The sequence below is a fragment of the Streptomyces sp. NPDC019396 genome (genome assembly GCF_040632375.1).
Classification (GTDB): domain Bacteria; phylum Actinomycetota; class Actinomycetes; order Streptomycetales; family Streptomycetaceae; genus Streptomyces.
Genome location: NZ_JBEYBS010000090.1, coordinates 1 through 1,816, shown reverse-complemented (window position 1 = coordinate 1,816; position 1,816 = coordinate 1). Strand labels below are relative to the sequence as shown.

Below are 1,816 nucleotides of genomic sequence, written 5' to 3'. Positions count from 1 at the left end.
CGTGAGGGCGACCGGCGGTGCAAGCTCCGGCCGTCCCAGCGCGCGATGGTGGCACTGCTGTACCTGCGCCAACACATCACTCTGGCGAAGATCGCTGCCGGGTTCGGGATCAGCGTCGGTACGGCCCATGCCTACGTCCAGGCAGTCACCGACCTCCTCGCCCGCCGGGCACCGGGTCTCACCCACGCCCTACGGGAAGCAGGCAGCGAGTACGTGCTGATCGACGGCACCCTTGCCTAGTGCGACCGGGTCGGCGACGGCCGCGCCGACTACAGCGGCAAGCACCGTCGGCACGGAGTGAACCTGCAGGTCATCACCGGATCCGACGGCGAGCTGCTGTGGGTCTCGCCACCCCTGCCCGGCCGCACCCACGACCTCACCGCGGCCCGGCGCCACCACCTCCTCGCTACCTGCGCCCGGCTCCGGATCCCGGCACTCGCCGACCTGGCCTACACCGGAGCCGGCCCGGGCGTCGCCGTTCCGATCCGCCGCCGACCCAAGTGCGAGCTGACCGTGAAGGAGAAGTCGCTGAACAAGGCCCACGCCCGCTTCCGCTACCCGGTCGAACGTGGCGTCGCCACCGTCAAGCGCTGGCGCATCTTCCGCCATGCCCGCTGCAGCCCCAACCGGCTCGCGTCAGCAGCCAAAGCAATCCTCACCCTGGAGAGGCAACGCTGAAAACGCTCAGTGGCTGACCTGGCCGGCGTCGTGGTCACCAGCGACGCCATGCACACCCAGCGCGAACACGCCGACTACCTCCTCGGCCGCTCAGCGCACTACATCGTGATCGTCAAGGGCAACCAGAAGAAGCTCCGCAGACAGCTCAAGTCCCTTCCCTGGAAAGTCATCCCGCTCCAGGGCCGCACCAAGGACATCGGCCACGGACGCTCGGAGATCCGCCGGATCAAGGTCGCCACGGTGAACAGCCTCCTCTTCCCCGGCGCCCGCCAGGCCGTCCAGATCAAGCGCCGCCGCACCGACCGCAAGACCGGAAAGACCACGATCAAGACGGTCTACGCCGTCACCAGCCTGACCGCCGCGCAGGCCATCCCGTCCCAGCTCGCCCGACTCGTCCGCGACCACTGGAAGATCGAGGCCCTGCACCACGTCCGCGACACCACCTTCTCCGAGGATGCCTCGCAAGTACGGACCGGCAACGCGCCCCGCGCGATGGCCACCTGGCGCAACCTCGCCATCGGAGTCCTCCGGGCTGCCGGAGTGAAGAACATCGCGGCCAGTCTCCGGCACAACGCCCGCGATCCCCGTCGTCCTCTCGCGCTCCTCGGCCTCAACTGATCACAAAACAGGCGTCACGCGACTACGCCGAAGCCCTGCGCACTCGAGCGGTTCGCGGAGTTCGTCGACGCGTGGGGCAAGAAGTATCCGGCGATCGTCCGGCTTTGGGAGAACGCGTGGGAGGAGTTCACCCCGTTCCTCCGGTTCGACACCGAGATCCGCCGCATCGTCTGCACCACGAACGCCATCGAGTCGGTGAATGCCAGGATTCGGCGGGCAGTCAAGGCCCGCGGCCACTTCCCGAACGAGACCGCGGCCTTGAAATGCGTCTACATGGCAATCATGTCGGTGGACCCCACCGGCAAGGGCCAGGCCCGCTGGACCATGCGCTGGAAGACCGCCCTGAACGCCTTCGACATCACCTTCGGCGGCCGCCTCTCAGCAGCCCGTCAGTAGCCCCAACACCCTGGTTACACCGCTCGTTTGGCTCTTACAAGATTTTCGTAGCTGGTGATCGCTCGGGTGCGGTTGTCAGCTGAGCAGGATGCGTTGGCGGAGGAGGCGGTGTCCGGCGCGGCCG

1 protein-coding gene and 2 pseudogenes are annotated in these 1,816 nt (G+C 67.7%); all 3 read left to right on the top strand.

Annotation, left to right across the window (positions count from 1 at the left end):
- Nucleotides 1-678: pseudogene (locus tag ABZ532_RS31560) on the top strand (transposase family protein); the annotation flags it as partial.
- Between the two features lie 9 nt (nt 679-687).
- Nucleotides 688-1,296: an ISAs1 family transposase gene (locus tag ABZ532_RS31555; protein ID WP_361291433.1), complete on the top strand. Its 609-nt coding sequence runs from the start codon at nt 688-690 to the stop codon at nt 1,294-1,296.
- Nucleotides 1,297-1,344: 48 nt separating this feature from the next.
- Nucleotides 1,345-1,692 (top strand): annotated as a pseudogene (locus ABZ532_RS31550) (transposase); the annotation flags it as partial.
- Between the last annotated feature and the right edge of the window lie 124 nt (nt 1,693-1,816).